Source organism: Streptomyces sp. NPDC016677 (assembly GCF_055562815.1).
The window spans coordinates 197,263-221,157 of sequence record NZ_JBVHEO010000009.1 but is presented as its reverse complement, the minus strand read 5'-3'; the positions used below and the strand labels follow the sequence as shown (position 1 = coordinate 221,157).

General features: G+C 72.9%; 22 protein-coding genes. 11 read left to right on the top strand and 11 right to left on the bottom strand.

The window, feature by feature from the left end:
• Nucleotides 1-60: 60 nt before the first annotated feature.
• Nucleotides 61-1,329, top strand: a complete 1,269-nt coding sequence (locus ACZ3IG_RS24175) for a glycoside hydrolase family 10-like protein (RefSeq protein WP_467434668.1) — start codon at nt 61-63, stop codon at nt 1,327-1,329.
• Between the two features lie 6 nt (nt 1,330-1,335).
• Here the strand turns inward: ACZ3IG_RS24175 and ACZ3IG_RS24170 are convergent, their stop codons facing one another.
• Together ACZ3IG_RS24170 and ACZ3IG_RS24165 are read right to left on the bottom strand one after the other, a co-directional pair.
• On the bottom strand, nt 1,336-1,530 hold the full coding sequence (locus ACZ3IG_RS24170; RefSeq protein WP_215169742.1) for a DUF1918 domain-containing protein: 195 nt from the start codon (nt 1,528-1,530) through the stop codon (nt 1,336-1,338).
• 79 nt (nt 1,531-1,609) lie between these two features.
• Nucleotides 1,610-2,530, bottom strand: a complete 921-nt coding sequence (locus tag ACZ3IG_RS24165) for a DMT family transporter (RefSeq protein ID WP_467434600.1) — start codon at nt 2,528-2,530, stop codon at nt 1,610-1,612.
• Between ACZ3IG_RS24165 and ACZ3IG_RS24160 the strand changes: the two genes are divergently transcribed.
• From ACZ3IG_RS24160 to ACZ3IG_RS24150, 3 genes are all read left to right on the top strand, one after another.
• Nucleotides 2,529-4,001 (top strand): aminotransferase-like domain-containing protein, encoded by a 1,473-nt coding sequence (locus tag ACZ3IG_RS24160; protein WP_467434599.1) that lies wholly within the window; start codon nt 2,529-2,531, stop codon nt 3,999-4,001. The two genes, ACZ3IG_RS24165 and ACZ3IG_RS24160, sit on opposite strands and share 2 nt — an antisense overlap.
• 40 nt (nt 4,002-4,041) lie before the next feature.
• The gene (locus tag ACZ3IG_RS24155; RefSeq protein ID WP_467434597.1) at nt 4,042-4,482 is read left to right on the top strand and encodes a GNAT family N-acetyltransferase; all 441 of its coding nucleotides are present in this window, start codon (nt 4,042-4,044) and stop codon (nt 4,480-4,482) included.
• A 71-nt stretch (nt 4,483-4,553) separates the two neighbouring features.
• On the top strand, nt 4,554-5,129 hold the full coding sequence (locus tag ACZ3IG_RS24150) for a histidine phosphatase family protein (RefSeq protein WP_467434596.1): 576 nt from the start codon (nt 4,554-4,556) through the stop codon (nt 5,127-5,129).
• On the opposite strand, the gene ACZ3IG_RS24145 is transcribed toward ACZ3IG_RS24150, so the two are convergent.
• Nucleotides 5,126-5,584 (bottom strand): DUF6314 family protein, encoded by a 459-nt coding sequence (locus tag ACZ3IG_RS24145; protein WP_467434595.1) that lies wholly within the window; start codon nt 5,582-5,584, stop codon nt 5,126-5,128. The two genes, ACZ3IG_RS24150 and ACZ3IG_RS24145, sit on opposite strands and share 4 nt — an antisense overlap.
• Before the next feature lie 144 nt (nt 5,585-5,728).
• On the opposite strand from ACZ3IG_RS24145, the gene ACZ3IG_RS24140 reads away from it, so the two are divergent.
• From ACZ3IG_RS24140 to ACZ3IG_RS24110, 7 genes are all read left to right on the top strand, one after another.
• Nucleotides 5,729-8,215, top strand: a complete 2,487-nt coding sequence (locus ACZ3IG_RS24140) for an alpha-L-arabinofuranosidase C-terminal domain-containing protein (protein ID WP_467434594.1) — start codon at nt 5,729-5,731, stop codon at nt 8,213-8,215.
• A gap of 26 nt (nt 8,216-8,241) precedes the next feature.
• Nucleotides 8,242-8,553 carry a hypothetical protein gene (locus ACZ3IG_RS24135; RefSeq protein WP_467434592.1) on the top strand — a complete coding sequence of 104 codons (312 nt, stop codon included), beginning with the start codon at nt 8,242-8,244 and terminating at the stop codon, nt 8,551-8,553.
• A 61-nt stretch (nt 8,554-8,614) separates the two neighbouring features.
• The gene (gene argC / locus ACZ3IG_RS24130; RefSeq protein ID WP_467434591.1) at nt 8,615-9,643 is read left to right on the top strand and encodes an N-acetyl-gamma-glutamyl-phosphate reductase; all 1,029 of its coding nucleotides are present in this window, start codon (nt 8,615-8,617) and stop codon (nt 9,641-9,643) included.
• A gap of 85 nt (nt 9,644-9,728) precedes the next feature.
• Nucleotides 9,729-10,883 (top strand): bifunctional glutamate N-acetyltransferase/amino-acid acetyltransferase ArgJ, encoded by a 1,155-nt coding sequence (gene argJ, locus ACZ3IG_RS24125; protein WP_467434590.1) that lies wholly within the window; start codon nt 9,729-9,731, stop codon nt 10,881-10,883.
• Nucleotides 10,880-11,791 (top strand): acetylglutamate kinase, encoded by a 912-nt coding sequence (gene argB, locus ACZ3IG_RS24120; RefSeq protein WP_467434588.1) that lies wholly within the window; start codon nt 10,880-10,882, stop codon nt 11,789-11,791. Before argJ ends, argB begins: the two co-directional genes overlap by 4 nt.
• A complete protein-coding gene (locus ACZ3IG_RS24115) occupies nt 11,788-12,987 on the top strand; it encodes an acetylornithine transaminase (protein WP_467434587.1) in 1,200 nt (399 codons plus the stop codon). The genes argB and ACZ3IG_RS24115 overlap by 4 nt, the downstream gene beginning before the upstream one ends.
• A gap of 7 nt (nt 12,988-12,994) precedes the next feature.
• Entirely contained in the window at nt 12,995-13,540 is a 546-nt protein-coding gene (locus ACZ3IG_RS24110; protein ID WP_189418791.1) for an arginine repressor, read from the top strand.
• A 27-nt stretch (nt 13,541-13,567) separates the two neighbouring features.
• Here ACZ3IG_RS24110 and ACZ3IG_RS24105 read toward each other — a convergent pair whose 3' ends face one another.
• From ACZ3IG_RS24105 to ACZ3IG_RS24070, 8 genes are all read right to left on the bottom strand, one after another.
• The gene (locus ACZ3IG_RS24105; RefSeq protein ID WP_467434667.1) at nt 13,568-14,305 is read right to left on the bottom strand and encodes an FAD:protein FMN transferase; all 738 of its coding nucleotides are present in this window, start codon (nt 14,303-14,305) and stop codon (nt 13,568-13,570) included.
• Nucleotides 14,306-14,348: 43 nt separating this feature from the next.
• Nucleotides 14,349-14,819, bottom strand: a complete 471-nt coding sequence (locus ACZ3IG_RS24100) for an FMN-binding protein (protein ID WP_467434585.1) — start codon at nt 14,817-14,819, stop codon at nt 14,349-14,351.
• 33 nt (nt 14,820-14,852) lie between these two features.
• Entirely contained in the window at nt 14,853-16,235 is a 1,383-nt protein-coding gene (locus ACZ3IG_RS24095; RefSeq protein ID WP_467434584.1) for a ferredoxin reductase family protein, read from the bottom strand.
• Nucleotides 16,236-16,327: 92 nt separating this feature from the next.
• Nucleotides 16,328-16,951: a hypothetical protein gene (locus ACZ3IG_RS24090; RefSeq protein ID WP_467434583.1), complete on the bottom strand. Its 624-nt coding sequence runs from the start codon at nt 16,949-16,951 to the stop codon at nt 16,328-16,330.
• Complete coding sequence (locus ACZ3IG_RS24085) at nt 16,951-17,364, bottom strand: hypothetical protein (protein ID WP_467434581.1); 414 nt, start codon at nt 17,362-17,364, stop codon at nt 16,951-16,953. Before ACZ3IG_RS24085 ends, ACZ3IG_RS24090 begins: the two co-directional genes overlap by 1 nt.
• A complete protein-coding gene (locus tag ACZ3IG_RS24080) occupies nt 17,357-22,348 on the bottom strand; it encodes an HD domain-containing protein (protein WP_467434580.1) in 4,992 nt (1,663 codons plus the stop codon). Before ACZ3IG_RS24080 ends, ACZ3IG_RS24085 begins: the two co-directional genes overlap by 8 nt.
• A gap of 107 nt (nt 22,349-22,455) precedes the next feature.
• On the bottom strand, nt 22,456-23,148 hold the full coding sequence (locus tag ACZ3IG_RS24075; RefSeq protein WP_467434579.1) for a L,D-transpeptidase family protein: 693 nt from the start codon (nt 23,146-23,148) through the stop codon (nt 22,456-22,458).
• A 3-nt stretch (nt 23,149-23,151) separates the two neighbouring features.
• On the bottom strand, nt 23,152-23,739 hold the full coding sequence (locus ACZ3IG_RS24070) for a pyridoxamine 5'-phosphate oxidase family protein (protein WP_467434577.1): 588 nt from the start codon (nt 23,737-23,739) through the stop codon (nt 23,152-23,154).
• Nucleotides 23,740-23,895: the final 156 nt, after the last annotated feature.

The window sequence follows — 23,895 nt, the reverse complement described above, 5'->3', positions numbered from 1 at the left end:
CTGGGACGATCCGTGACCGAGCGGATCCGGAGCGTTTTGGGGTCTTTCATGAGTCTTCCCGTGCGCCGGCTGTCACGCCGGGCGTTCGCGGTGGCGGCGGTGTCCGCACTCACGATGGCGCCGCGTGCCTCGTCGGCACCGGGCAGCCGGGGCACCGGCACGGCGGAGGGGGCCGCGGGGGCCGGCGGCGGGGCCGCCGGTACGACCGCGATGCGGGGCATGTGGCTGGCCACCGTCGCCAACCGGGACTGGCCGTCCCGGCCGGGGCTGTCCGGCGCCGAGCAGCGCGAGGACCTGGTCGAGTACCTCGACACCGCGGTGAGGTACGGCCTGAACACGGTCTTCTTCCAGGTGCGGCCCGCCGCCGACGCGCTGTGGCCCTCCGCGTACGAGCCGTGGTCGGAGTGTCTGACCGGCGTCCAGGGCCGCGACCCGGGCTGGGACCCGCTGGGCACGGCCGTGGCCGAGGCGCACGCGCGCGGCCTGGAACTGCACGCCTGGTTCAACCCCTACCGGGTAGCCAACCACACCGACCGGTCCAGGCTGGCCGCCTCCCACCCCGCCCGCAAGCACCCCGGCTGGGTGGTGCCGTACGGCGGCAAGCTGTACTACAACCCGGGGCTGCCCGAGGTGCGCGCCTTCGTGCAGGACGCGATGTTCGACGCGGTGGGCCGGTACGACGTGGACGGCGTCCACTTCGACGACTACTTCTACCCGTATCCGGTGGCCGGACAGAGCTTCGGCGACGCGAAGACCTACGCCGCCTTCGGCGGGGGTTTCGAGTCGAAGGCCGCGTGGCGGCGGGACAACATCGACCGGCTGGTGCGGGAGACGGCGGCCCGGGTCAAGAAGGTCCGCCCCGCCGCGCGGTTCGGCGTCAGCCCCTTCGGCGTGTGGCGCAACTCCACCACCGACCCCCGCGGCTCGCGCACACAGGGCGGCGTCCAGACCTACGACGACCTGTACGCGGACACCCGTACATGGGTGCGGGAGGGCTGGATCGACTACATCGTGCCGCAGCTGTACTGGCACATCGGCATGGCCGCCGCCGACTACGCCGAGCTGCTGTCCTGGTGGTCCGCGACGGCCGCGGGCAGCCGCACCGAGCTGTACATCGGCGAGGCGCTCTACAAGGCCGGCGACAAGGCGCAGCCCGCGGCCTGGCAGAAGCCGGGCGAACTGTCCCGGCACCTGACGCTGGGCAAGGACCACCCGCAGGTGCGCGGGCACGTCTTCTTCGGCGCGCGGGACGTGGCCGCCGACCCCATCGGGGCGATGTCGCGGGTGGCCGCCGACCACTACGGGCAGCCGGCGCGCGCCACCCGCTGATCGCTCCTACAGCTGGGTCTCCCGGTGCCGGATCTCGGTGTCCGGGCCGGGTGAGCACACGGCCTCGTGCCCGTCCTCGAAACGGACGCGGTACGGGGGCGTGCCCGCCCGGCCCAGCACCTCGACGATCTCGGCCTTCTTGTCCTGCTGTCCGACCACCCTGCCGTGCTGGACAAGCTGGTCACCGACGTTCGCACGCATGGGCGCGGCCTCCTCACCGTCGCGGGGCAGCGGTCCGTGCTGTCGAGTCTACGGCGATGCGCTCCGGGTGGAGACCCGGTCAGCCCCGCGCCCGCTGGGTGACGGCGATGCACACCAGCACCGCCACGGCCGTGACCGGCGCGGCCACCGGCAGGTGCTCGCCCAGCAGCAGCACCGACCACACCAGGGTCAGCAGCGGCTGCGCCAGCTGCAACTGGCTGGCCTTGGGGATGCCGATGGCGGCCATGCCCCGGTACCAGACGACCAGACCGAGGAACTGCGAGCCCACCGCGACCCACAGCAGCCCGGTCACACTGTGCGCGGTCAGCTGCACGGGCTCCAGGGACAGCGCCACCGCCGTCGCGGGCACCGTCAGCGGCAGGCACAGCACCAGCGCCCAGCCGATCACCTGCCAGCCCGGCATGACCCGGGCCAGCCGGCCGCCCTCGGTGTACCCGGCCGCGCACACCAGCAGGGCCGCGAACAGATACGCGTCGGCCGCCGTCAGCGCCCCGCCGCTCTGCTGCACGGTGAAGGCGACCACCGCCGCCGCGCCCACCAGCGCCGCGACCCAGAACGTGCGCGAGGGGCGGGTCCCCATGCGCAGGGCGGACAGCAGCGCGGTGGTCAGCGGCAGCAGACCGACCACGACGGCGGCGTGCGCGGTGGTCGAGGTCCGCAGCGCCAGCGTGGTCAGGAGCGGGAAACCGAGGACGACGCCCGTGCCGACGACCGCCAGCCCCGCCCAGTGCCGCCGGTGCGGCAGCGGTACGCGCAGCCCCAGCAGACAGCTCCCCGCGATCGCGGCCGCGAGGACGCTGCGCACGGCGACCAGGGACCAGGTCCCGAACCCCTCCAGGCCCCAGGCGGTGGCGGGGAAGGTGAGGGAGAAGGCGACGACGCCGAGCGCGGCCTGGAGGGTGCCCGCCGCCGCGGAGACCTTGGCCGGGTCCCCGGCCGCTATCGCCGCCGTACTGGTAGCGCTACTCTGTGCTCTCATGCAAGAGCGTAGCAGTGTCGACGAGCTGGCGAATCTGCTGCGGCAGGAGCTGAACCGCTACTCGCCAGGTGGAAAGCTGCCGTCGAGCCGGGCGCTCGTCGAACGGTTCCGGGTGAGCCCGGTGACCGTCTCGCGGGCCCTGGCGAGGCTGGCCGCCGAGGGGCTGGTGGTCACCCGGCCCGGCGCCGGCGCCTTCCGCGCCGAGCGGCACGCCCCGGCCCCGGCCGCCGGGGACACCTCCTGGCAGGAGGTCGCGCTCAGCGCGGACGGCGCCACCGACCTCGTACCGCGCTCGGTGGACGCCTCGGGCGTGCTCGCGTCGCTCGCCGCGCCGCCGCCGGGTGTCATCGAGTTCAACGGGGGCTATCTGCACCCCTCGCTCCAGCCGGAACGGGCGCTGGCCGCCGCCCTGTCCCGGGCCGGCCGGCGGCCCGGCGCGTGGAGCCGGCCGCCGATGGAGGGGCTGTGGGAGCTGCGCGAGTGGTTCGCGCGCGCCATCGGCGGACCCGGCGGAACCGTCACGGCCGCCGAGGTCCTGGTCACCGCCGGCGGCCAGTCCGGGCTGACCACGGCGCTGCGCGCGCTCGCCCCGCCGGGGGCGCCGGTCCTCGTCGAGTCGCCGACGTACCCCGGCATGCTGGCCGTCGCCCGCTCCTCGGGACTGCGCCCGGTCCCGGTCCCGGTGGACGCCGACGGGGTCCGCCCGGCCCTGCTCGCCGACGCCTTCCGGGCCAGCGGCGCCCGCGTCTTCGTCTGCCAGCCCCTGTTCCAGAACCCGACCGGCGCGGTGCTCTCCGCCGGCCGGCGCGGCGAGGTGCTGCGCATCGCCCGGGAGGCGGGCGCGTTCGTGATCGAGGACGACTTCGTACGGCGCCTGGTGCACGAGGACGCCGGGCCGCTGCCGCCGCCGCTGGCCGCCGACGACCCGGACGGCGTGGTCGTCCACGTCTGCTCGCTGACCAAGGCGGCCTCGCCCAGCTTCCGGGTGAGCGCGCTGGCCGCGCGCGGCCCGGTGCTCCAGCGGCTGCTGGCCATCCAGGTCGTCGACAGCTTCTTCGTACCGCGCCCGCTCCAGGAGGCCGCCCTCGAACTCGTCGGCTCACCCGCCTGGCCACGCCATCTGCGGGCGGTCTCGGCGCGGTTGCGCACCCGCCGGGACACGATGACCGCCGCGCTGCGGCTGCGTCTGCCCGAACTCGCCCTCCCGCACGTCCCGTCGGGCGGCTACCACCTCTGGCTGCGGCTGCCCGACGGCGTCCCGGAGGCCGCGCTGACCGCCGCCGCCCTGCGCGCGGGCGTCGCGCTCACCCCCGGCCGCCCCTACTTCAGCGCCGAGCCGCCCGCCGGGCACCTGCGGCTGAGCTTCGCGGCGGTGGCGGGCCCGGGGGAGATCACCGAGGGGGTTCGGCGGCTGCGGGCGGCGCTGGACGAGGTGCCCGGCGGATCACCGGACGGTGTGCCCGGCCGATAACCCCTCGACGTCCGGGGACCTGACCTGCGAGCCTCCCCGCATGACCGGCACCCCGCCCCTCCCCGAGGGCTACGAGATCTCCACCGACCCCGCCCGCCTCGACGCCGACCGCGTGCACCGCTGGCTGTCCACCGACGCGTACTGGGCGACCGGCCGCCCCCGCGACAAGCACGACCGCGCGGTCGCCGGATCGCTCAACTTCGGCGTCTACGACGCGATGTCCGGCGAGCAGGTGGCGTACGCCCGGGTGGTCACCGACCGGGCGACCTTCGCGTACCTGTGCGACGTGTACGTCGATCCGTCGGTACGCGGCAAGGGGATCGGCACGGCGATGGCGGCGGCCGTGCGCGAGCACCTGCGGCCGTACGGGCTGCGGCGGATCGTCCTCGCCACGCGGGACGCGCACGGCGTGTACGCGCGGCTCGGGTTCACGCCGCTGGACAGGCCCGAGGAGTGGATGCTGTTCGCCTTCGGCCAATGAGCCCCGGTCACCTTCGGTGACCTCAGGTGACACCTCTTGACCCGTGTACGGCCCGGGCCGACGATCGGCGCATGCCGCTTCGCGTCACGTTCGTCGCGGCCGCCCGCGGCTCACCCCTGCGCGCGGAGCGGTTCGAGGACGACAGGCCGCTGGACCGGGAGGGCTGGGAGCAGGTCCAGCGCGCCGCCCCGGGGCTGCTGCCGCTCGCGGCGGCCGAGCTGCGCTACTGCTCCCCGACGCCCCGCAGCCGGGCCACCGGCGACGGACTCGGCTACACCCCGCTCGTCCAACTCGCCCTGCGCGACTGCGACATGGGCCGCTGGCGCGGGCTGACCCCGGGCGAGGCGATGGCCCGGGAACCACAGGCGGTGGACGCCTGGTTCACCGACGCCCGGGCCACCCCGCACGGCGGGGAGTCGCTGCTCGGCTTCATCGGCCGGGTCGGCGGCTGGCTCGACACCCGGCCCGCGCAGGACGGCGACCGCGTCGTCGCGGTGGCCGAGCCCTCCGTGATCCGCGCCGCCCTGGTGTACGCCCTGGGCGCGCCGCCCGCGGCGTACTGGAACATCGACGTCCACCCGCTGGCGACGGCCGTTCTCACCGGGGGCGCGGGGCGGTGGGTGGTGCGGTTCGGGGGCGGGCCCTAGGCGTTCCGCAGGGCCTGTCGTACGTACTCCGTCGTCAGCAGCAGGTCCTTCGCCGGGCCGGCCACCCGCCACACCGTCCGCCAGCGGTCCCGGTCCCGGACGGTGAACTCGCCGCGGTACAGGTCGGCCGCGCAGGGATGGTCGGCCACGTACCGGCCCGTGGTCAGGTCCAGGTCGTGGAAGGGGCGGCCGTCGGCGAAGCGCACGTCCGCCGTGCCGGGCGCGGAGCCCGGCAGGAAGCGCAGCGTCCGCTCGGCCGGCCGGGTCACGCCCTGCCAGGTGAACGCGCCCGACTCCAGGTGCAGCAGGCCACCGCCGTCCGCCAGCGGCCGGAACACCGTCGTGCCCTCGAACCGCCCCTCGTCGCCGCCCGCGAGATCCCGCACCGACCGCTCCACCCGCCACTCCCCGGCCAGGTGGGCCAGTACATCGGGTACCGGCCAGAACTCGTCCACCGAAATCCTCCTCCGTCCCGCCCGTCGTTGCGCGACCCATTGACGCTGCCCGGTCACCTCCCTATCTTGCCGTTCGAAGTGCTGATCAACATCCGATATTTCGAACACGGCTGGATCCGGTCCAGCCAGAGCCGCGGAGTATCCATGTCACGCAGGCACCGCAGCCGTCTCAGACTCGGTCTGACCGCGACGGCCCTCCTGACCGCCACCGCCCTGATCCCCGTCCCCGCGCACGCCGAGGCGGTCACCGACTACGCGATCACCGTCGACCCGGCCGCCGCGGGCGCGGCCATCGACTCCACGATGTACGGCGTCTTCTTCGAGGACATCAACCGCGCGGCCGACGGCGGCCTCTACGCCGAACTGGTGCAGAACCGATCCTTCGAGTACTCCACCGCCGACAACGCCGCGTACACCCCGCTCACCTCCTGGGCGGCCGACGGCGCCGCCGAGGTCGTGGACGACGCCGGGCGGCTCAACGAGCGCAACCGCAACTACCTGAAGCTGGGCGCCGGTTCGTCCGTCAGCAACGCCGGTTACAACACCGGCATCCGCGTCGAGCAGGGCAAGAAGTACGACTTCTCGGTGTGGGCCCGCGCCGAGTCCGGCACCACCCTCACCGTCGGCCTCAAGGACGCGGCGGGCACCCTCGCCGGCGCCCGCCAGGTCGCCGCGCAGGGCGGCTGGCGCAAGTACACCGCCACCTTCACCGCCACCCGCACCAGCAACCGGGGCCGGCTGGCCGTCGCGACCACCTCCGCCGCCGCCCTCGACATGGTGTCCCTCTTCCCCCGCGACACCTACAAGCGGCAGGACAACGGCCTGCGCAAGGACCTCGCCGAGAAGATCGAGGCCCTGAACCCCGGCTTCGTGCGCTTCCCCGGCGGCTGCCTGGTCAACACCGGCTCCATGGAGGACTACAGCGAGGCCAGCGGCTACCAGCGCAAGCGCGCCTACCAGTGGAAGGACACCGTCGGCCCGGTCGAGGAGCGCGCCACCAACGCCAACTTCTGGGGCTACAACCAGAGTTACGGCCTCGGCTACTACGAGTACTTCCGCTTCGCCGAGGACATCGGCGCCATGCCCCTGCCCGTCGTCCCCGCGCTGGTGACCGGCTGCGGCCAGAACAAGGCCACCGACGACGAGGCGCTGCTGGAGCGGCACATCCAGGACACCCTGGACCTCATCGAGTTCGCCAACGGCCCGGCGACCTCGCGATGGGGCGAGGTCCGCGCCGAGATGGGCCACCCCAGGCCCTTCGGCCTCACCCACCTCGCGGTCGGCAACGAGGAGAACCTGCCCGAGCGGTTCTTTGCCAACTTCCAGCGCTTCCGCGCCGCCGTCGAGGCGGAGTACCCGGACATCACCGTCATCTCCAACTCCGGCCCGGACGACTCCGGCACCACCTTCGACACCGCCTGGAAACTCAACCGCGAGGCCGGTGTCGACATGGTCGACGAGCACTACTACAACAGCCCGCGGTGGTTCCTCCAGAACAACGACCGCTACGACGGCTACGACAGGAACGGCCCCGCCGTCTTCCTCGGCGAGTACGCCTCCCAGGGCAACGCCTGGGAGAACGCCCTCTCCGAGGCCGCCTACATGACCGGCCTGGAGCGCAACGCGGACATCGTGAAACTCGCCTCCTACGCCCCGTTGCTCGCCAACGAGGACTATGTGCAGTGGAGCCCGGACATGATCTGGTTCAACAACCGGGCCTCCTGGAACTCGACGAACTACGAGGTCCAGAAGCTGTTCATGAACAACACCGGCGACCGTGTCGTCCCCTCGACGGCCACCACGACCCCGGACGTCAGCGGCCCGATCACCGGCGCCGTCGGCCTGTCGACGTGGGCGACCAGCGCCGCCTACGACGACGTGCGGGTGACGTCGGCCGACGGGACGGAGCTGCTGAGCGACGACTTCTCGGGTGACGCGTCGCGGTGGACCCGGGGCGGCACCGGCAGCTGGAGCGTCCAGGACGGGCAGTACGTGCAGACGGACGAGGCCGCCGAGAACACCCTGGTCACCGCGGGCGACCCGGCCTGGCAGAACTACGACCTGCACGTGAAGGCCACCAAGAAGTCCGGCAAGGAGGGCTTCCTCGTCGCCTTCGGCGTCAAGGACACCGGCAACTACTACTGGTGGAACCTGGGTGGCTGGAACAACACCCAGTCCGCCGTCGAGCAGGCCGTCGACGGCGGCAAGTCCACGCTGCTGTCCAAGGCGGGGTCGGTCGAGACGGGCCGCGCGTACGACATCGACATCAAGGTCCGGGGCCGCCAGGTCACCCTCTTCCTCGACGGCCAGGAGTGGGGTTCCTTCACCGACGACAAGCCGGCCGAGCCGTTCCGGCAGGTCGTCACCGAGGACGAGCGGACCGGCGACCTGATCGTCAAGGTCGTCAACGCCCAGGACGCGGCGGCCCGCACGGCGGTCGACCTCGGCGGCGCGAAGGTCGCTTCCCGGGCCCGGGTCACCACCCTGGCCGCCGACCAGGACGCGGTGAACACCGAGACGGACACTCCGGTCACGCCGGTGACGTCGACCTTCTCGGGGGTGGCGGCGGAGTTCACGTACACCTTCCCGGCGAACTCGGTCACCTTCCTGCGGATCAAGCAGCGGTCATGATCACGCGGGGCTAGGCTGCCCTGCCCATGAGTGTCATACGGCTGTGGAGACGGGTGCGACGGGCCGACCGGCCGGTCGCACCCGTCGTCGGTGCGGCGAACGTCCTGCTGAGCTTTCTGCTCTTCCTGCTGGCCATCGGCGTGCTCACCGCTCCCGCCACCGGAGAGCAGGAGAACGCCGCCGAAGGGCCGGCCCTGCGGGTCTTCTGCTGCTGGCTGCTGGGCGGGCTGGTGCTGTTCGCGGTGCTGGGCATGGCCCGGACCCTGCTCGGGCACCTCGTCACCCTGCTCTTCCCGCCGCTGCTGATGACCGCAGCCCTGCTGGCCCTGGGATCCTGAGGGCACATTGCATAAACGTGCAGGGAAACGTATAGTCATGCCATCAGGAGGAGGGTAATCCATGGTGGTACGTGCGGCGGTGGCCGGAGCGAGCGGATACGCGGGCGGAGAGCTGCTGCGTCTGCTCCTGGCCCATCCCGAGATCGAGATCGGCGCCCTGACCGGCAACTCCAACGCCGGGCAGCGCCTCGGCGCGCTCCAGCCGCACCTGCTGCCGCTGGCCGACCGGGTCCTGGAACCGACCGCCCCCGAGGTCCTCGCCGGGCACGACGTCGTCTTCCTCGCGCTGCCGCACGGGCAGTCCGCCGCCGTCGCCGAGCAGCTCGGCCCCGACGTGCTCGTCGTCGACATGGGCGCCGACTTCCGGCTGGCGGACGCCGGTGACTGGGAGGCGTACTACGGGTCCCCGCACGCCGGGACCTGGCCCTACGGCCTGCCCGAGCTGCCCGGTGCCCGCGCCCGGCTCACCGGGTCCAAGCGGGTCGCGGTCCCCGGCTGCTACCCGACCGCCGTCTCCCTGGCGCTGTTCCCGGCGTACACGGCCGCGCTCGCCGAGCCCGAGGCCGTGATCGTCGCCTCCTCCGGCACCTCCGGCGCGGGCAAGGCGCCCAAGCCGCACCTGCTGGGCAGCGAGGTCATGGGGTCGATGTCCCCGTACGGCGTCGGCGGCGTCCACCGCCACACGCCCGAGATGATCCAGAACCTCTCCGCCGCGGCCGGCGAGCGGGTCTCGGTCTCCTTCACGCCGACCCTCGCGCCGATGCCCCGCGGCATCCTCGCCACGTGCAGCGCGAAGGCGAAGCCCGGGGTGAGCGCGGAGTCGGTGCGCGCCGCCTACGCCAAGGCGTACGCCGACGAGCCCTTCGTCCACCTGCTGCCCGAGGGCCAGTGGCCCGCGACCGCGTCCGTCCACGGTTCCAACGCCGTTCAGATCCAGGTCGCGTACGACACCGCCGCCGGCCGCATCATCGCCATCAGCGCCATCGACAACCTGGCCAAGGGCACCGCGGGCGGTGCCGTCCAGAGCATGAACCTCGCCCTGGGTCTCGACGAGACCACGGGACTGACGACGATCGGAGTCGCGCCGTGAGCGACGCACGTGCAGCCGCCGGGCCGCAGACGACGAAAGCCGCACCTCTGCGCCGCACGGGCGGAGAAGCGAACAAGGAGACGCAGTGAGTGTGACGGCAGCCAAGGGATTCACGGCGGCGGGCATCGCCGCCGGGATCAAGGAGAACGGCAACCCCGACCTGGCCCTCGTGGTCAACACCGGCCCCCGCCGCGCCGCCGCGGGCGTCTTCACCTCCAACCGCGTCAAGGCCGCCCCGGTCCTCTGGTCCGAGCAGGTGCTCAAGGGCGGGCAGGTGAGCGCCGTCGTCCTCAACTCCGGCGGCGCCAACGCCTGCACGGGACCCAAGGGCTTCCAGGACACCCACGCCACCGCCGAGAAGGTGGCCGAGGTGCTCGGGGACATCGGCGCGGGCGAGGTCGCCGTCTGCTCGACCGGCCTGATCGGCGTCCTGCTCCCGATGGACAAGCTGCTCGCCGGTGTCGAGACCGCGGCGGCCAAGCTGTCCGAGCACGGCGGTGAGAAGGCCGCCATCGCCATCAAGACCACCGACACCGTCCACAAGACGTCGGTCGTGACGCGCGACGGCTGGAGCGTCGGCGGCATGGCCAAGGGCGCCGGCATGCTCGCCCCGGGCCTGGCCACCATGCTCGTCGTCCTCACCACTGACGCCGACCTGGAAGCCGAGGCCCTGGACCAGGCACTGCGCGCCGCCACCAAGGTCACCTTCGACCGGGTCGACTCCGACGGCTGCATGTCCACCAACGACGCCGTGCTGCTGCTCGCCTCCGGAGCCAGCGGGGTCACCCCCGGGCACGCCGCCTTCGCCGAGGCCGTACGCACCGTCTGCGACGACCTCGGGCAGCAGCTCATCCGGGACGCCGAGGGCGCCAGCAAGGACATCAAGGTCGAGGTCGTGAACGCCGCGACCGAGGACGACGCCGTCGAGGTGGGCCGCTCCATCGCCCGCAACAACCTCCTCAAGTGCGCCATCCACGGCGAGGACCCCAACTGGGGCCGCGTCCTGTCCGCCATCGGCACCACCAGGGCGGCCTTCGAGCCCGACGCGCTGAACGTCGCCATCAACGGCGTGTGGGTGTGCAAGAACGGCGGTGTCGGCGAGGACCGCGACAAGGTCGACATGCGCTACCGCGAGGTCCACATCGTCGCCGACCTGGCGGCCGGTGACGCCACGGCCACCATCTGGACCAACGACCTCACCGCCGACTACGTCCACGAGAACAGCGCGTACTCCTCATGAGCAGCCCCACGCGGAAGCACACCGCGCTCCCCAAGGCCCGGATCCTCGTCGAGGCGCTGCCCTGGCTGGTGCGGCACGCCGGCAAGACGGTCGTCATCAAGTTCGGCGGCAACGCCATGGTGAACGAGGAGCTGAAGTCCGCCTTCGCGCAGGACGTCGTCTTCCTGCGGCACGCCGGCCTCAGGCCCGTCGTCGTGCACGGCGGCGGCCCGCAGATCAGCGCCGCCCTCGACCGGCACGGCATCGTCAGCGAGTTCAAGGCGGGCCTGCGCGTCACCACCGAGGACGCCATGGACGTCGTACGGATGGTGCTGGCCGGGCAGGTGCAGCGCGAACTGGTCGGGCTGCTCAACCGGCACGGCCCGCTCGCCGTCGGCATCACCGGCGAGGACGCGCACACCATGACCGCCACCAAACACCGGCCCCGCATCGACGGCGAGCTGATCGACATCGGACGGGTCGGTGAGATCACCGAGATCGACACCGGCGCGATCGAGGCGCTGCTCGCCGACGGCCGTATCCCGGTCGTCTCGTCGATCGCCCGTTCCCAGGACGATCACCATGTCTACAACGTCAATGCTGATACGGCTGCTGCGGCACTCGCTGCGGCGCTGGGTGCCGAGACCCTCATGGTCCTCACCGACGTCGAGGGCCTCTACGAGGACTGGCCGAACAGCGACGAGGTGATCAGCCGCCTCACCGCCACCCAGCTGGAGAAGCTGCTGCCCGAGCTGTCCAGCGGCATGGTGCCGAAGATGGAGGGCTGTCTGCACGCCGTCCGCAACGGCGTCACCACCGCCCGCGTCATCGACGGCCGGGTCCAGCACTCGATCCTGCTGGAGATCTTCACCGACGAGGGCATCGGCACGATGGTCGTGCCGGACGAGACCGAGGGGGACCAGTCGTGACCGCCAACCAGGAGCTGACCGAGCGGTGGCAGGGCGCGCTCATGAACAACTACGGCACCCCGCGGCTGCCCCTGGTGCGCGGTGCCGGCGAGCGCGTGTGGGACGCCGACGGCAAGGAGTACCTGGACTTCGTCGGCGGCATCGCGGTCAACGCGCTCGGCCACGCCCACCCGGCGGTCGTCGAGGCCGTCCGCACGCAGATCGCGTCGCTGGGCCACGTCTCCAACCTGTTCATGGCCGAGCCGCCCATCGCGCTCGCCGAGCGGCTGCTCCAGCGCTTCGGCCGGGACGGCAAGGTCTTCTTCTGCAACTCCGGCGCGGAGGCCAACGAGGGCGCCTTCAAGATCGGCCGGCTGACCGGGCGGTCGCACATGGTCGCCACCGAGGGCGGCTTCCACGGCCGCACCATGGGCGCGCTGGCCCTCACCGGCCAGCCCGGCAAGCAGGAGCCGTTCCGGCCGCTGCCGGGCGACGTCACCCACGTCCCGTACGGCGACGCGCAGGCACTGGCCGCCGCGGTCACCGAGGACACCGCCCTGGTGATCATCGAGCCGATCCAGGGCGAGAACGGCGTGGTCGTGCCGCCCGCCGGCTATCTGAAGGCGGCCCGCGCGATCACCGCGGCCACGGGCGCGCTGCTGGTCCTGGACGAGGTGCAGACCGGCGTCGGCCGCACCGGGCACTGGTTCGAGTACCAGGCCCACGAGGGCGTCCTGCCCGACGTCGTCACCCTCGCCAAGGGCCTCGGCGGCGGGCTGCCGCTGGGCGCGACGGTCGCCTTCGGGCGGGCCGCGGAGCTGCTCCAGCCCGGCCAGCACGGCACCACCTTCGGCGGCAACCCGGTCGCCTGCGCCGCCGGGCTCGCCGTCCTGGACACCATCGCGGACGAGGGGCTGCTGGAGAACGTCAAGCGGCAGAGCGAGCGGCTGCGCGAGGGCATCGAGGCGCTCGGCCACCCGCTGGTCGACCATGTCCGGGGCGCGGGCCTGCTCCTGGGTATCGTGCTCACCGAGCCGCTCGCGCCGCAGGCGCAGCAGACGGCTCAGGACGCCGGAATCCTGGTGAACGCGCCCGCACCCGATGTCGTACGGCTCATGCCGCCGCTGACCCTCGGCGACGACGCGGTGGACGCGTTCCTCGGGGCGCTGCCCGGCATCCTGGACGCGGCAGGCGGGGACACACGATCCGGAGAATGAGACGACGATGAGCCAGGCGCAGGACCACGAGAGCGCGGGGGCCGCGGGGCCCGCCGTGCCGCAGACCCGCACCGCCCGCCACCGCCGGATCGTGGACATCCTCAACCGGCAGCCGGTGCGGTCGCAGAGCCAGCTCGCGAAGCTGCTCGCCGACGACGGGCTGACCGTCACCCAGGCGACGCTCTCCCGGGACCTGGACGAGCTGAACGCGGTCAAGATCCGCAACACCGACGGCGACCTGATCTACGCGGTGCCCAGCGAGGGCGGTTTCCGCACGCCCCGGGCGCCGCTGGGCGGGTCGGCGAAGGAGGAGCGGATGCGGCGGCTCTCCGCGGAGCTGCTGATCTCCGCGGAGGCGTCCGCCAACCTCGTGGTCCTGCGCACTCCTCCGGGGGCGGCGCAGTTCCTCGCCTCGGCCATCGACCAGGCGGAACTGCACGACATCCTCGGGACGATCGCCGGGGACGACACGGTGATGCTGATCAGCCGGAATCCCACGGGTGGTCAGGCGCTGGCGGATCATCTGCTGCGGTTGGCGCAGAACGGGCATTGAGGGTTCGTTGCCGGGACGTACCTCCGCTCACCCGAGCCGGGAGGCGAGGCCGTCCGTGCATCTCACCTCGTCGCCCGCCGTGATCAGGATGGCCTCCACGCCCTCCAGGGACTCCAGCCACCGCAGCCCCTGCCTCGACCCCATCGCGAAGGCCGCCGTCGCCCAGCAGTCCGCCCAGGTCAGGCTGTCGGCCACCACCGTGACCGAGACGAGGTCGGTGACGGCGGAGCGGCCCGTGCGCGGGTCGACGACATGGGCGCCGCGCTCGGCGGAGCCGGAGGTGGCGACGGCCAGTTCCGTCGCCCCGGCGGCGGACAGGACGGCCGCCAGCGTCCCCGGACGCAGCGGGTCCGACACGCCGACCCGCCACGGCCGGTCGGCCCCCGGCGCGCCGAGCAACTGCACGTCCCCGCCCCCGTTGACGCTGACGCCGTCCGGCCCGGCCGCCGCGATCCGCCGCGCGGCCCGCTCCACCGCCCACCCCTTCACGATCCCGGTGGGGTCGAGCCGGCCCTCGTACGACGTGCTGAACCAGCCCTCGCTCACCCGTTCCGCCTCGGCCGCCAGCTCCAGCACCCGGGCGACCTCGGGCGCGCACTCCCCGGTGGTCAGCTCGCCCCGGGCCAGCCGGGAGATCTGGCTGTCGCCGCGGTAGGTGCTGAACACCTCGTCGGCCCGGTGCAGCCCGGCGACCGCCTCCCGGAGGGCCGCCCGTACGGCGGCCGGTTCCCCGCCGCGGACGTCGAAGGAGAAGACGGTGCCCATCGCCTCCTCCGCGTGACGCACCGCGCCGGGACCCCCGCTGGGTTCAGCCACCGGCCTTGTCCAGGGCGGACTGGAGGGACTGTTTGTATCCGGCGCTGGTGTAGGTGGCTCCGGTGACGGTGTCGATGTCGGCGGTACCGGTGGTGAGGGCGGCCCGGTCGAGTCGGGGGACGGCGTCGGCGGTGACCTGGCTGCTGCGTCCGCCTTCGGGAGCCTGGACGGCCTCCACTTCGGTGATCCTGCCGTCGGTGAGGGTCAGGCGGACCTGGACGGGGCCGTACTGGGTACGGACCGCGTCGCCGAGGACCGTGCCGGCGGTGGTGTCCCGGCCACCGCCCTGTGCCGACCCCTGTGCCGACCCTTGCGCTGATCCCTGTGCTGTTCCCCGCGGAGACTGGGCGGCGGCGGGGGCGGCCGGGTCGGACGCCGGTTTCAGCGACAGCAGCAGCACGACGCCGGTCACCGTCGCGGCGCCCGCGAGCACGGCACGCCGTACGGGGTGGGTCTTCCTCATCTCGCGCGCTCTCCTTCGGCTCGTGACGTGCGCTCACATCGCGAACGACTCGTGATGGATACGGCGGGCCGGGACCCCGGCGCCGCGCAGTGCCTCGTAGACCGACCGCGCGAAACCGGGCGGCCCGCACAGGAAGACGTCGTGACCGGCCACGTCCGGGATCTTGCGGGCCAGCGACTCCGCGGAGATGTCCGGCCGCACCCCGTCGGGGCCGTTCACCGCGTACATCAGGCGGGCGCCGCGCGCGTCGGCGATCGCGGCCAGTTCGTCCCACAGCGCGAGGTCCTGGGTGCTGTTGGCCCGGTAGAGCAGCGTGATGTCACCGGACGAGCCGGGCAGCGTCTCGAACAGCGCCCGCATCGGCGTGATCCCGACCCCGCCCGCCACCAGCAGCACCTTGCCTCGGCTGCGACGCTGGGCGGTCAGCGCCCCGTAGGGCCCCTCCGCCCACACCCGGGTGCCCGGCGCCAGCTCCCGCAGCCGGGCGCTGTGGTCGCCGATCGCCTTCACCGTGATCCGCAGCATCTCCGGGCGGGGCGCCGCCGACAGCGAGTACGGGTGGGAGCTGAACCGCATGCCGGGCGCCATGAACCGCCACCGGAAGAACTGGCCCGCCTCCGCCCCCATCCGGTGCAGCTTCCGCCCGCCGATCAGCACCGACACGATGCCGGGCGTCTCCTCGACGACCGCCTCGACCCGCATCCGGTGCCGCAGGTTCAGCCTGAGCGGCGTGACGATCCGGTACCAGACCACCAGCGCCGTCACCGACCCGTACAGGGCGTACCAGACGGTCCGCGCGACGGGCTCCACGACGAAGTCGTTCCCGGCGGTCAGCTGGTGCCAGAAGGTCAGGAACACCGCCGCGTACGTCAGCAGGTGGACGTGGTACCAGAAGTCGTAGGGGACGCGGCGGCGCACCGGGCCGGCCGAGAGCAGGCCGATCAGCAGGAGCAGACCGGTGCCGACCGTGGCCTTGCCGAGGTCCGGGAGGCCGGTCACCGACTCCACCGTCTGCGCGGCCAGGCCGCCCAGGCCCCGTCCGGACTGGAGCGCGTACCCCCACATGACCAGGAAGACGTGCGCGAGGACCAGGCAGAGCGTGTAGCGGCCGGTCATGGCGTGCCAGCGGGCCACCCGGTCCGAGCCCACCCGCCGCTCCAGGGCGGGCACCCGGGCCATCTGGAGGACGACCAGCGCCATCAGGTAGCCGGCGAGCAGCCCGGTGATGCGGCCCGCGCCCAGGACCCGGGCGGTGCCGTCGGAGATGGCGGGCGTGTTGCGCCACCACAGCCACAACACGCCCGCCGCGCCCGCCCACACGGCGAGCAGCAGGGGGACGGCCGGGGAACGGCGCGGACGGATGCGGCGCATCGTCTGGCGGCGGGCGGCACGTCCGCCGGCGAGCGTGGTGGTCACGGTTCCTCCGTGGGGGACAAGACCCTTGGCCCACAGGTACGTGCCGTGCCCGCCGAGTGTTCACGGCCGGGCCGGATCCTGTGACCGGCCGCTCACCCCTGAGCCGGACAGGAGGAGACGGGCGTCACCGACGTCACGACGGAATCGGGCAGCGTGACCCGCTCGGTGCCGCCGCCGTCCGCCGCCTCGACGCCGAGGACGACCGCGTCGGGGCCCGAGGGCAGGAAGGCGCCGCAGCGCTCCCCGGCGGTCGTCCCGACCCGGACCAGATGGCCGGGGGCGGACTCGGTCGTCGACCAGGCCACCGCGAGAGCCGCCGCGGCGCACAGGACCCCGGCACCGCAGCAGAACGCGGCCCGGCGCAACGACCGGGTCAGCCGGTCCACCTCGCGGGCGGTCCAGCGGCGCAACGCCTGCCCGCCCATCAGCCGGGACCGCTCGTCCATCCGCCCGTGCGCCGCCCGGGTGGCCAGCACCGAACCGGTCACCAGGAGCAGGAACGCCAGCGCGACCAGTACGGAGGCGACGGCGCGCGCGGTCGCCGGCAACTGGGCCAGGTCGTCACGGCCCTTGAGGACCACGAGCACGGAGAGCAGAGCCGCCAGGCCGGTGAGCCCGGTGCGCCATCCTTCCGCCTGTTTCCGCAACTCACCCAGCTGGGTGAACTCCAGCTCGTCGGCGAGCTGGTCCCACCGCCGGTCGGACTCCAGGCTCATCAGGCGCCGCTCCCGTCGCCCGCGTCGCCCTGGTCGCTCCTGACGAGCACCCCCAGCGTCCAGCTGGCGCCGCACCCGACCCGGCCCGGATACGTCTCCGAGGGCCGGTTCGGGTGCGGGTGCCCGCACGCGCAGAAGTACCTCTCCGCCCTCAGCACCTCCTCGTCGGTCTCCGGCTCCGGCCGGGGAGCGTCGCGGCGCAGCCAGGAGGGCAGGCCCTTGGCGCCCGTGCCCGGCAGGACGCGCCGTATCTCCCGTGCCGTCCGGCCGCGGCACTGCGGGCAGTGGCCCTCGACGACGACGCCGAGCCCGTCGTCCGTGTCGCGCCAGGTGAAGCGGGTCGTCGCGCGTCCCTTGTCGAGGTCGGCGTAGACGGTGTCGAAGTCGTGGCCGCGGGCGGGTCCGTCAGACATCGTCCTCCTCCAGTCGCAGGTCGAACATGGCGGCGTACAGGCGCAGGCGGCCCCGGACCCACTCCTCGCTCCTCCCGGTGGCGTCGGAGGCGAGCGCGATGTGCCGGGCGCTCACCGTCCCCGCCACGGCGGGCAGCCGGCCGTCGAAGTGCCTGCTCAGCAGCGCGAGGTCCGGCCACAGCGGAACGATGCCGGGCACCGGAGGCAGCGTGGTGGGGACGGGCCACAGTGGAAGGTAGGGCTCGATGCGCCGCACGGTGTCGGGCAGCGGCTCACCCAGCTGGCCCGCGAGGCTGAGCAGGTCGAGCGGTGAGAGCGGGCCGTCCGGCGGGCTCACCCGGTAGTCGGGGTCCAGGGCCGTCAGGTCGTACGGCGTGGGCGGCGACGCGGGCAGCGCCGCGACCGCGGCCTCGGAGAGGTCCGGCACCAGGGCCCCCAGGGCACGGAAGACCGCGAGGCGGGCGTAGGCCGCGCTCGGGGAGATCTCCAGCTCCCTGGCGAACTTGGCCAGGACGACGGGCGTGACCGGCTGCCACACACTGGGCAGGTATTCGCCGTCCACCTCCGGCTGCACCGTGAGGACGTCGCACTCCTCGACGGACGGACGGTGCTCGGCCAGCTCCGCGGGCAGTGCGGGCACCGTCAGTGCGAACCGGGGCGCTTCCCGGTGCGCGATGCTCCAGATCGCGCCCAGGCTGTCGTGCAGGAACCCGGCGGACTGGAAGAGCGATGCCGTGGTCAGCCGGTCGGTGGGACTGTTCTCCCCGGACTCGGTCGCCTCCTTCCCGGACAGTACGAAGCGGGTGGGCAGCGGGAGCGTCGGCCAGGCCGCGATGAGCGTGGTGTCGGGCAGCGCGACACCGGCGGTCCTGAGCTGCTCCACCGCCTCCAGGCGCGCCCCCATGTCCGCCGTCCCCGCGGTCACCGCGCGGCCCAGGGTCTCCAGCGCCACGCCGTCCTCCAGCCGGCGGCCCTGGTCGGTGAGATGTCTGATGAGCCGGGTCAGCTCGCCGGTGGGGGTGATGCGGGCGGACGCGTGGTCCGGGGCGTGGTGGCGCTCGTGGGCCAGACCCAGCCGCGTCGCGGCCTGTGCCACGGCCTCCTCGGCCTCGGCGAGGCCGGTCCGGCGCGTGGCCGCCAGTTCGAACGTCGCGCTCCAGGGGAGGGTGCCCGGCCCGTCGCCGTCGCGCACGAGATGATCGTCGACGAGTGCGCGGACATCGGGGTCGAGTTCCTGCCAGGCGGCGACCTGTTCGACGGTGAACACCGGCCAGCCCAGCCACGCGAAGCGGGCGTGCGTCGAAAGGATCTCCTCGACCGGCAGCCCCAGACGCTGGACGACGGAGAGCACCTGGACCGGCGTCTGCACCCGTTCGTACGTGGAAGTGCCGTAGCTGCTGTGCGTGATCAGCAGCCGGTCGAGGTCCTCGGCCGTGCAGACGTACTCCTCGTGGTGGGCCGGTACGTCGGGCCAGGGCGCGGACCGGCCCAGCACGGCGTAGGGAGCGCACCGCCGGACGACCGTCCCCAGGGGGAGGGCGAGGTGCTCGGAGACGAGGATCAGGCGGAACAGGTCGTCCGCCTCCGGCCAGTCCTCATCCACGCCATGCTCCTCGAACCGGGAGATCGCGTCGATGATCACGTGGTCGTCCTGGTCCGGGACGCTGTCGGTGACCTCTTCGGCGACGGCGGGCGGCGTCTGCCGCGGATGGGCGATACGCATGCCACGAGCACGCCTGAGCACTTCGCTCACCGGCATGCCGGTCCGCGCGGCGAAGCGGGCGATGTGCCACCAGCTGTGGCCGAGGCCCGAGATGGCGGCGTCTCCCGGCCGGGCCACGGGATAGCCTTCCAGGCTCAGCGGACGGGGCAGGGGCGGCCGGCCGGGAGACAGGCCGAGCGCGGCAACCCGCCACGGCCTGACCTTGCCGCCAGACGAGCTGCTGGCCATGTACTGCTCGGATTCGTCCGTCCCCCGCTGGGCGGCCTGGTCGTGGTGGAACCAGCCCTGGCTGTCCAGGTCGTGCAGCGACGACGCGGTCCTGCGGACCTTCAGCCCCTTGCCCTGCCACTCCTGGTGCAGCACCGCAGCGGCGGTCAGATCCCGCTCCTCCAGCTGCCACAGCCACGACATGCTCAGCCGCGGCCACTCGGCGAGCGCCGCCGCCCCCTCGCGCCAGACCTGCTCGACGTACTCCTGGTCGTACTCCTGCAGTTCCTTGCGGTTGACACTGAGCCGTCCGGCGTGCGCACCGGTCAGGTTGACCACGTAACCGAAGCGCTCCTGGTCGGTGGCGACACCGTCGCACAGCAGGGCTCCGCGGTCAGGCACCCACCACAGTGCGTTGGGCACCGCCTCCAGTGCGTCGGCGACCACTCCGGTCTCCGGCAGATGCAGCTCGCGGGGGGCCCAGGTGTGGGTCAGCCCGGAGGCGTCGCCCACCTGGAGGTCGAACTCGCTGACCAGGACGAGGGAACGGAGCGTCTTGACGCACGACAGCCGGTCGGCCACCGGCCCGTCGCGCAGATAGAGCCGGATGCGGGTGCCGCCGTGCGGCAGGCCGCCCCCCGACCCGTCATGGCGCTTGATCCGGAACAGGCCCCCGCTGCTGGAGATGTCCACCTGGAGCGCCTGCTCGTCGGGGAAACCCTCCGGGTTCACCTGACGGGTCACGATGGTCATCTCGTCGGCGAGCATGAAGTAGCTGAAGACCCCGATCCCGAACCGGCTGTTGGGGTAGAGCCGCAGTTCCGGGTCGTGGCGCAGCCAGCGCGACTGCTCGCGGCGGAACGCCTTGGACTGCTCGAAGCGGCTGCCGGCGCGGGTGAACGTGTACTTCAGCTGCTCGTCGCTCATGCCGACGCCGTTGTCCTGGCACTCGACGTACCGGCCGCGGGAGTCCTCGCCCTGGCTGATGGTGATGCGGCCGGTCCAGGGGGCCGGGGGCGCTCCCGCCTTGCTGGTGAGGTACCTCCAGCGCATGGCCCGGTAGCGGCACGCGTCCATGGCGTTCTGGTACAGCTCGCGCAGCGCCAGTTGCGGTTCGCCGCCGTAGAGCTGCTCACCCATCAGCAGTTCACGGACCTCGGTCTGCGCCAGGTGGAAGCGCAGCGGCGGGGTCTCGTACAACGGCAGGCTGCCGTCGCGGGGCACCCGCACATGGCGTGCGGTGACCTTCTTCGGCACCGCCGTCAGCAGGGCCGATTCGGCCGCGGGCAGCTTGTCGGCCAGGGTGGCGATGTCCTCCGCCACCTGGTGGGTGTGTTCCGCCACCTCGGTGAGGGCCGCGTACAGGGCGGGATGCGGACACGGCACCTCCAGATGGAGGGCGTCGCGGTCCCGCTCCCAGCTGAGCTGGCGGGCGATGCCGATCACCTGGTGCGGCTCCACCGAGTCGCTCACCGCCAGGTGCTCGGCCACGATCTCCGGGAAGACGCGCACGTCCACGGCGAGCGCGCCCGCCAGCCGCAGCAGTGCGGCGAGCGGCTGTATGCGCAGCGTCTGGTGGTCACCGTCGAGCAGCACCTTGGCCGGGGCGGTGGGCGCGTCCTCCGGGAAGTGCAGCCCTCCGACGGCGGCGGCCGCGGCGCAGAGCACCGCGGACAGCTCGTGCGCCCGCGCGTCCGTCGGCTCCCGCCCGATGAGCAGCGCGGCCAGCTCGGCGGCACGGGCCGTGGGCACCGGCTCGCTGTCGGTCTCGAAACGCTCCGCGATCCACCGGTGCACCAGCCACATCGTCACCGACGTCGCGTCCTGGGTGTGCCGGGCGTCCCGGGCGTTGAGCGGATTGCGCGCGCGAGCACGGCACTCCGCCACCTTGCGGGCCATGCGGCCGTACTGCTCGACGATCTGCTCGTAGTGCCTGCGGTCCTCGTTCGGCCGGGTCTGCCGGACGAGCGTGAAGGGGTCGGCCTCGGTGGCGCGGCTCAGCCGGTCCGCCCAGGCGGCCTCGTGCAGGAAGGGAGCCGCGACGAGCACGGCCGCCTCGATGGCCGACAGCGTGTCGGTGTCCGGCAGCAGCCGGGGCAGCCGGCCGGCCAGCAGCCGGACGGGGAACAGGTCGTCGATCCACGGGTCCGGCGCCGGCAGCCGTCGGCGGGCCGTGTGCAGGGTGTCGGCACAGCGCTTCACCCAGGTCTCCAGCGACTCGCGCAGTCGGGGCACACCGGCCCGCTGCCCGTGTGCGACGCGGTCCCACAGCGGGCAGTCGCGGACGGCGTCACGCCAGGCGTCGAGCAGTTCCTGCCCCTCGCAGACCTCCGCGGCCCTGGTCTCGGCCTCCCGGTTGGTTCCGTAGCGCTTCATCGCCAGCTGGCGTGCGCCATGGCGTTCGGCCTCCGCCAGCGCGGTCAGCCGGGCCGTCTCGAAGACGTCCTCGACGGTGCGCGCGGAGGTCATCGCGTCGAAGGCGTCGACGAGTCCGGCGGTGAAGAAGCTGCCCTGGGACGCGAAACCGCTGAGCTGGCCGGGGGAGCACCCGGTCATGACGACGTATCCGCCGTGCGGCGGGCCGTTGTCGATGCCGTTGCCGAAGGGCACCCCGTCGTCGGGCAGCTCCGCCCGGCAGGCGTCGATCAGCCACAGCACCGTCGCCGCCCGGCAGTTCTTGAGCAGTGGACTGATCTTCGCCGACAGAAGGGAGCCGCTGTACGGCTCCTCCCACACCCCGTCCTCCGGCGGGGTGACGTCCCACGGGACCAGGAAGTCCTCTTCGCCCACCCGGATGCCGTGGCCGGTGAAGTACAGCAGCAGGGTGCCGCCCTCGGGTGCGGCGCGGGCCACCTCGCTGATGGTGGTCCGGATACGGGACCGGCCGGCCTGCGCGTTGTGCAGGGTCCGCACGTCGTAGTGCGAGGCACGGAGCACCGTCTCCATACGGGACAGATCGGCCGCGACCGCCGCGTCGAGCGAGTCCGCTCCCGGCGGTGTCGCCGGCGTGTCCCCGACCCCGATCAACAGTGCCGTGCGTCCCGGACGCCCCATGTCCGCCCCCTTTCCCCGGACCGACATCATGGCATCACCCGAGGACAGCCGGGGGAGCGAACGCGACGCGGGCCCGGGCCGGAGTGGCCGGTACCGCTTGATACCACTCAGTAGCGCGAGATCGCCGTCTCCCCGCCCGACGTACCGATCGCGATGTGCGGACGCTCGGCCGGGTCCGCCCAGGCGAGGATCTCCCGCATCGCGGCCCTCGGCACCGACACGCACCCGGCCGTCGCCCCCTCCCCGTTCACGTGCAGGAAGATGCCCGCGCCGCGCCCCCGTACCGGACGGTGGTAGTTGAAGCCGACGACCAGGGCGTGCGCGTACTGGGTCCCGTATGTGATCAGGTGCTCGGCCTCGGTGGCGGCGCAGTCGGCGGGGCGGGGCTCGGTCCAGCGGTTGTAGGAGCGGGAGCTGTTGTCCTGGCACCACCAGGAGTCCTGGCGCACGGGACGGTAGCGGTACGCGGTCCCGGGCGGCGCCGGTTCGATGCCGAAGGCGTAGGGGAGGCCGTACAGGCCGGTCGGGGTGGTGTTCGTGCCCTGCTTGCGGGTCGTCCCCTCCGTCAGCCCGCCCGCCCCGAACCGGGCGGGCGCCGAGCCGGCCCGCACCCAGCGGCCGCGCTCGCGGTCCCACCAGGTGACGGTGCCGGTGGTCGAGGCGGTGTCCGGGGCGACGGCGGTGATCAGCTGGGTGCCGCCGCCGGTGTCCGCCATCCGCGCGGGCAGTGGCTCCGGGGGAGCGGAGAAGGCCGGGAGCAGGAAGGACGCGAGGACGAGGGCGACGACACCGGGGCGCATGGGTCAGACCGTAGAGGGCGGCAACGGCAACGGCAGTCCGGGAAGTCCGTCCAGGCTGGTCGCGACGTGCTCCTTCCTGGTGAAGTAGGCGTCGAGCGAGGCGTCGTCCTCGCGGGCGAACCGCTTGGCGTGCAGATCGCGGTCGCGCCCGTACGCCATGAGGGGCACGGCGTACCCGCAGGTGTCGCGGATCAGTTCGGCCGTCACGACGATGACGGCGCGCAGGCCGTGCGCGGTGGCGTCGATGTCCGGGAAGCGGGCGAGCAGGCCGGGGAAACGGGGGTCGTCGCGGAAGACCGGCTCGCCGCGGCCGTGCACCCGGACGATGTTCGGCGGGCCCTGGAAGGCGCACCACATCAGCGTGATCCGCCCGTTCTCGCGCAGGTGGGCGATGGTCTCGGCGTTGGAGCCGGCGAAGTCGAGGTAGGCCACGGTGTGCTCGTCGAGCACCGCGAAGGAGCCCGTGAGTCCCTTGGGGGAGAGGTTGACCGTGCCGTCGGCGCCGAGCGGAGCGGTGGCGGTGAAGAAGACGGGCTGGGACTCGATGAAGGTGCGGAGTCTGCCGTCTATGCGCTCATAAGTCTTTCCCATGCCTAACGATTATGGGTGTCCGCGCGCCCCCTGTCCGGGGGTTCGCGCAGGCGCCGGCAGCCGTCCCGGCCGGCGCGAACGGGACGGCCCCGGCGCCCGGAGATACGCGGGCGCCTCCGTGTGTGTTCACGCGCCCACCAAAATTGACGAATCATG